Here is a 6,854-nt window from a genome sequence, read left to right on the forward strand (position 1 = left end):
ATGAAATAGCGTAAATTTTAAGCTGACAGCTGGGAGGATGGAGTCAGTGAGTGATTTATCGCCCCATTTAATTTGAGTAATTGATGGGTAAGCCAGCATCAATAACGTAAATAATGAGTGGCAGTAAGCAATAGGGCTCAGTCGGGGATGTTTTGATTTAGTTCGCTTGTTTAGCGTTGCGATAGTAATGGCACGTAAAATAACTTTAAGAATGCCTTAATAAGCAATCTATTGTTTTTAAATGTAAAACGTTCTCTAGTATCTAAAGTCCCTATAAAAATTAATGGCAACAATTTGTATTGAAGTAGAGACTTTAATAGAATCCGCACAAATTATGTTAATTACTCTTAGTGCTTTGTTTAAATTTAACGGGATGAAGTGTTTATTGCTGATCCCTCAGATCTTCCTACTACAGTGGGTTTTATCATGATACGTCGCGCTAAGCCATTACTCGGAACACTGGTGGAAATTGCCGCCGAGTCACTGCCAGATCAAGGCGGTGTGATCCCACTTGGGGATAAAACCTTAGAAGCCGCGATCACAGCGGCTTTTTCGCGTGTGGCGCATATTGGGCGGTTGCTGAGTTTTCATCAGCAGGACAGTGAGTTAAATCAGTTAAATCGCCAGCCGGGAACATGGATTAGTGTAAGCCAAGACAGTTTACGGGTGCTCAAGTTAGCTAAGTGGCTAGGCAAGGCGAGTAATAATTTGTTCAATTGTACTGTCGGCGGGGAAATGATGTCCCGCGGCGCTTTGCCTGCTTATCTTGGTATGCCTTTACTGTTGCAAGGCGAGTGGCAGGATATTGAAATAAAAGGCAATCAAGTGCGATTAGCTAGGCCACTCATTTTAACCTTAGACGGTATAGCCAAAGGTTATGCGGTCGATATTGCGGTGAGTGAGTTGCGCCGCGCGGGCGTTGGCGGTGGCTGGGTCAATGCCGGTGGTGATTTAAAAGTCTTTGGCAGTGCCTCTTTAAATGTACTCTGCCGTGGCCCAAAGGGATTGAGCCAAAAGATTTGCGTGAGCAATATGGCGCTGGCAAGCTCGCGAGTATCACAAACCTTAAGCCATGATTATCCAGCGCTATTACTGCCAACGGGCAATGTTGCTGATGTGAATATCGATGCTGAAACTGAGCGTATTGTCAGTGTGAGTGCGCCTTTTGCTTGGCGTGCTGATGCCTTGACTAAGGTCGCAGGTTACCTAAGTTCTGACTCCGTCACTGATAGAATTGCCCACTTAGGTGGTCGATTAGTCAGTTTTGAGTGATGTATCTTTTGGCTGTTTTACAGCTTTTGCAGATGATTGAATTAGAAATTCAATCATTACTGTGAGTTAACATTAAGCAGTTAGTACTGTTATTCGCACTTTGACGGGTGAATCGATATAACTTGGGTTCAGTATCGTTACCGTTATTTGCAACTTGCATACGGCAGTGGAGCTTTTATTATCTTCAGGCTTTGTTTTGCAGGATTTCTATTAGATTATTTCTATTAAAAAGAGTGCCTTATTGGGCACTCTTTTCGTTTCAATAGCTTATCGCTAACCATTTATCGTTAGTCATTTATCTTAAGCGACTTTAAATCGCGCCACTTCTTTTTGTAGATTGCTGCAAATAGCCTTAGTGTTGACGACGATTTGCTGAGTCTCTTGAATGACTAAGTTGCAGTATCTTGTTTTATCGGATAATTCAGTCAAGTTACGGTTAATTTCTTCGGTTACATGGGTTTGCTCTTCGGTCGCCGTTGCCGTTTGAGTGGACATCTCGCTGACCTTAGAGGTGGAGTTTAGGATTTCATCCAATGCATCTTGGGTTTGGCTGGCGAGGGTGACGGTTGATGTGGTCAGGCTGGCGCCCGATTCAATGCTTTTAACCGCATCATTTACGCCGCGTTGTAACTCTTCAATCATACGCTGAATATCTTGGGTCGAGGTTTCGGTGCGACTCGCCAGTGTACGCACTTCGTCGGCGACCACGGCAAAGCCGCGGCCCTGTTCGCCAGCGCGCGCCGCTTCAATGGCCGCGTTAAGGGCGAGCAGGTTAGTTTGCTCAGCAATAGAGCGGATCACATCGAGCACTGAGGCAATATTGGCTGAATTAACTGAGAGTTTTTCGATAACCGTTACGGCATTTTTTACCGACTCAGACAGTTGCTGAATATGATTAACGGACTGGGCAAGGATATTTTTACCTTCCACCGTTTGGTCGTTCACCTTAGTGATTTCGGTCGCCGTGTGCAGGGCATTGCTGGCGACTTCCCTTACGGCGGCACTCATTTCATTGACCGCTGTGACTATGGTATCGACAAACTGCTCTTGTTCATGACTGATGTTGATAGTGGTTGCCGATTTAGTCGCAAGACTTTCAACGGTTTGGCTCACATCCTTGGTTTGGCCAATAATCGAGATCACCATTTGCTGCAGTTGTTCTACAAACAAGTTAAAGGCCTCGGCAAGCTCACCGTTTCCATCCTGACGTTTGATCGGGATCCGTTGAGTTAAGTTACCGTCACCATCAACAATGTCATTGATCCTGCTAGTGATATCTTTAATGGCATTAACGATGATTTTAGGGCCGAAGTAGGCAATCAACAGAGCGACTATGGCCACTAAGCTGGCTATGGTGAGGGAAATTTGGGTTTGAGTGGTTGCCTGTTCTGTCGCTTGCAAGTCCAGCTCTTTGACGCGGTTATCGGCCGCTTCCCCTGCGGCATTATAGATGCTTCTTAAGGCTTTAAATTCTTGTTTGGATTTGGTTTCGTGGAGTTGTTTCGCGCGTTCAAAGTCATTACTTTTGACTGCATTAATGACTTCAGATGAGGCTTGATACCAAAGGGAAAATTGCGCTTCAAAGCCATTGGTGGATTGCAGTACCAGCAGATGGTCTTTAAGGATTTTTTTAAACTCGCCCATTCGGTCACGGGCTTGGTCGACGTTTTCTTGCCAGTTATCAATCTCACTCTTGCGATTCTCGGCTGATAATTCTTCCCTTAATAACACTTCTTCACTGAGCTGTGCTTGATAAAGATCGCGGTCGGCATTGAGAATCGCCGAAATCGCAGGATTAAATAACTGACTGAACTCTTGCATCTGTTTTACCGTCGCACGGCTTTGCATGGCGTCTGTGACGGCCATAACAATGAGCGCTGTCGCCATAATGGCAAACATCAGTGAAAACTTAACGCGAATACTGTTAAACATAGGACGATCTCCATTAATAACTTAATAAATAGCTTAGCCGTTATTTATAGAATTGCCTTTGCGTGCAGCAGATTGCGATGGGATTCTGGGCGAAGTTTTGTGCCCATAGAAAGAAGATGAATAGCCCCGACTGTGCAGCCAGGGCTTAGGTGTTTAGCTTAAATTATTCGGGGCAAGCTAAGGTGGGGATGGCTTTTGGCTTAGGTTTTATCTGCACTAGCATGACGCCAATAATGACCATAGAGCCGCCAATGTAATGATAAATGGCCAAGGTTTCATTTAGGATGATGGCCGCCAGTATCGCCGCAATAATAGGCATTAAATTAAAGAATACGCTGGTGCGATCGGCGCCGAGTTTGCTTATGCCATTGATCCAAGCCCACGGCGCGAGCAGCGAGGCCGCAATTGCCGCATACAGTATTAGTGGTGCCGATTGCGTGCTGATCGCCATACTCGGGCTACTGAACAGCAGTGGTGTCAGCATAAATACGGCTATGAGTCCTTGAATATAAACCGATTCCCAAGTGGGCAGTGGTAATTGCCAGCGTTTTAGTAATACACCATAGAGTGCATACACAAAGGCGCTGAACAGCAATAACAAGTCACCTTGGGTGACGCCGATGGCAAGATTCATCATATCGCCGTGGCTTAACATAAAAATTAAGCCAACGAGCGAGATCAGTGTGCCACCAAAGGCTAACGGCGACAGCTTCTGTTTGAGTAAGGGAACGGCTAAAAACAGGCTGATCATAGGCACGAGTGAGGTGATCAATGCCATATTCGTCGCCGTGGTGGTGGCCGCGGCAAAATAGGCCAGACTCTGGTTGAGCACCATACCTAGCATGGCCAAAGTCGCGAACTTAGGTAACAGTGGCAAGATCACTCGGCGCTTTTGCCACACGCGACCCGCGACAAAGGGCGTTAATAGCAACATTGCAAAAAACCAACGGTAAAACGCTATGGCTTCAGGATCGATAATCCCAAATGAGAGTTTATTAACTATCGAGTTACCCGCCCAAATGAAAACGGCTAATAGGGGAAACAAATACAACATGATTTTGCCTTTCGATACTGGTTTACGTGGCTGGACATGAGTGAATAGGCATAAGCGACTGAGTCTACATGGCTAAAACTGAGTAACTCAGAACGAGAGACTCTGCTTACTACGTATTACTTATACATCCAGATAATCATTGCAGGCAATTATCCATGGTCGGTTATGATATAGATATCGCTTATCAGACAAGGTCAGTTCCTCGGCGGACAGAGTGCTATGGGATGGAAAAATCGCTTGAGCGCGATTAAACCAGTGCGATTAAATCTGGATTGCTTGAGTGCTATTAACCAGTTGAGTGCTATTGAATCAGAGAGTGTATTGAGCTAGAAGGCTTTAAGGACAGACAAATGCGTACGGTTTATCATCCCCTTACGGCAGAGCAAGAGCCAGTTGCGGATATTTTCTTTAACTATGAAGCTTTCTTGCCAAATACGGTAACGCCAAAACATCAACATGTTTGGGGACAACTGCAGTTAATCAGCGGTGGAATTATGGAGTTACATGCTGCAGGGCAACGGTTTTTATCGCCGTCGCAATATGCAATTTGGGTTCCTGCGGGGATAGAGCATGAAAGTTTCACTCGGCGTAGTATCCATTATTGTTCGATGAATATCGTTGCCGAGCGGGCTGCGGCGTTTCCCCTAGAGACCTGTTTGTTAGCTGTGACTCCTATTGCCCAATCAATCGTAAACGATCTGCGGGAGCGGCAAGTTAGAGTGGCAAACTCGGCAGCGGATAAACGGCTTGTTGAGGTTTTGCTCGATCAGCTCACTATCGGCCAAGCTCTGCCGCAATTTTTGCCCACAGTCTCAGATAAACTTTTACAGCCGTTGTTGCTGGCACTCGAAGCGGATCCTGCGAGTCCTAAGACCTTTAAATCTTGGGCCAATGAATTACACACTACAGAGCGTACCTTAGCCCGTCGTTGCCAAGAGGCGCTGGGGATGAGTTTTACCGAGTTAAGGCAAAGGCATAAGTTTATCTATTCATTACAATTGCTGCGTCAGGGGCTAGCTATTAAAGAGGTGGCATTAACGCTCGGCTATAACCAAACCTCACCTTATATTGTGATGTTTAAAAAGTATGCCCAGTGCTCGCCGGAGCAGTATCGCCGTCGATTGTGATGGCGCATAGACTTATGTTGAAAAATGACCTCTTATTAATTCGAACGCTAGCGGATGTTGTGAGGCGATAAGCGGATAAAACCGAGAAATAAAATAGGGTGCCAAAGCATTTAGCACCCTTATTTCGGCCTATTTAAAGAGAGGATTTAAGGGTTTTTTACATTGGTGGATAAATTAGTCGGATGCTTTTTGGCGGTTCCGTTTATCCTGACGCTTCTCTTTTAAGGTTTTCATTGGCGGTTTTTTGTTTTTTTCTTTACTCATAGATATAGACTCCAAAGTGAAGGTCACTATCCGGTTCCGCGCCGCAATTCGGTTCCGATAGTTGGGCTCAATTTTTATTTCAGGCTTAAATTGAGTCGGTTAATTTATAAAGGACACATAAAACGTAATTTAACGATGAGTTGCCGAACCTAAACCTCTTAACCCCTTTGCTGTTTTACCTTAAAGCGCTGCCATGACTTAGTGTAAATAGTGGCAAAAGGCGTTAATTTCAGTGTTAAATTAATTTAATGCCTGTCTTTAATAAATAACGCGGCCAGTTAATGACTTCAAAATAACATTCCTTCTTATCCTATTATGTTGAAAGTACCGCTAGAAGCCGCCGCTAATAGCGAGTTGAAGTATGTTGTCACGGAGTAGAACACACTATATCTTTAATTACGTCATCTAAAATGGCTTAACACTTGAGTAGATTCAGTCAACATAAATCACTAAAAGCCATTAGAAATAACGCTGCTTAAATCAGCTGGCTACTTAGCTTTTTTAGGTTTTTTCGCTAGACTGACATCTTTAATCATAAACAGCACTGGCTTGCCTAAAATACTCACTTCAGCCAACTCGCCCTTTGACCGCCCCAGTAGGCTAACGCCTAAATCGGATATAACAGAGAAGCGTCCTGCACTGGGTTTATGCTTTGGTGGATACACGAGCTCAATTTGATACTCCTGTTGATCCTGCAGATTAACTAAGCGGATCTCCCGCCCCACAGTCACTTTATCACTCGCCACATCATGCTTGAGCTGCTCAAGTTTGCTAATCACGCCTGCCAAAGCAGTTGGGCGCAGGGAGGCATTAAAACTGTTCTGTAAATAATAGGTTTCGGTTTTTAGTATAAAATTCTGAAATAAACCGCTAAAAAAGGAATATGCCATTTCCGCCTCTGAAATAACCAAGTAAAAGTGCAAGCAAAGAATTTAAAAAAGAGTAATAACTGGATTCAGTGCTTATTTAACAAGAGTATTAAAGTTCTGCCGAGCGCGAGTGACGCTCGGCTTAGACTGGGAATTTGAGTGAGAAGCGGAATGATTTAGCCAAGCAGCAGGTTAAACTAAGAGTGCTCGCTAATACATGGGAAAATAGTGATGAAAATGCAGTGCTAAACATAGTTTTACATCTCCAGTCAAAAGTGTGTGTTATGGGTTGCTTTTTCAAGCGTTCAATATGGCGAATAATGTAAAGTGCTAACT

Annotated in this window: 5 protein-coding genes; 2 read left to right on the forward strand and 3 right to left on the reverse strand. The window is 44.4% G+C overall.

Going from position 1 to position 6,854, the window contains the following annotated elements:
* The first annotated feature begins 426 nt into the window (after nt 1–426).
* On the forward strand, nt 427–1,272 hold the full coding sequence (locus K5Q99_RS20915) for an FAD:protein FMN transferase (protein ID WP_106651881.1): 846 nt from the start codon (nt 427–429) through the stop codon (nt 1,270–1,272).
* Nucleotides 1,273–1,572: 300 nt separating this feature from the next.
* Here the strand turns inward: K5Q99_RS20915 and K5Q99_RS20920 are convergent, their stop codons facing one another.
* Both K5Q99_RS20920 and K5Q99_RS20925 read right to left on the reverse strand, forming a co-directional pair.
* Nucleotides 1,573–3,204 (reverse strand): methyl-accepting chemotaxis protein, encoded by a 1,632-nt coding sequence (locus tag K5Q99_RS20920; RefSeq protein WP_220778020.1) that lies wholly within the window; start codon nt 3,202–3,204, stop codon nt 1,573–1,575.
* 163 nt (nt 3,205–3,367) lie between these two features.
* Nucleotides 3,368–4,258, reverse strand: coding sequence for a DMT family transporter (locus tag K5Q99_RS20925; protein ID WP_107948869.1), 891 nt, complete (start codon nt 4,256–4,258; stop codon nt 3,368–3,370).
* A 350-nt stretch (nt 4,259–4,608) separates the two neighbouring features.
* Here K5Q99_RS20925 and K5Q99_RS20930 point away from each other — a divergent pair, with 350 nt between their 5' ends.
* Entirely contained in the window at nt 4,609–5,385 is a 777-nt protein-coding gene (locus K5Q99_RS20930; RefSeq protein WP_006080441.1) for an AraC family transcriptional regulator, read from the forward strand.
* Nucleotides 5,386–6,137: 752 nt separating this feature from the next.
* Here K5Q99_RS20930 and K5Q99_RS20935 read toward each other — a convergent pair.
* Complete coding sequence (locus K5Q99_RS20935) at nt 6,138–6,539, reverse strand: GreA/GreB family elongation factor (RefSeq protein WP_220778021.1); 402 nt, start codon at nt 6,537–6,539, stop codon at nt 6,138–6,140.
* Nucleotides 6,540–6,854: the final 315 nt, after the last annotated feature.

The organism is Shewanella hafniensis, from assembly GCF_019655335.1.
Taxonomy (GTDB): Bacteria; Pseudomonadota; Gammaproteobacteria; order Enterobacterales; family Shewanellaceae; genus Shewanella; species Shewanella hafniensis.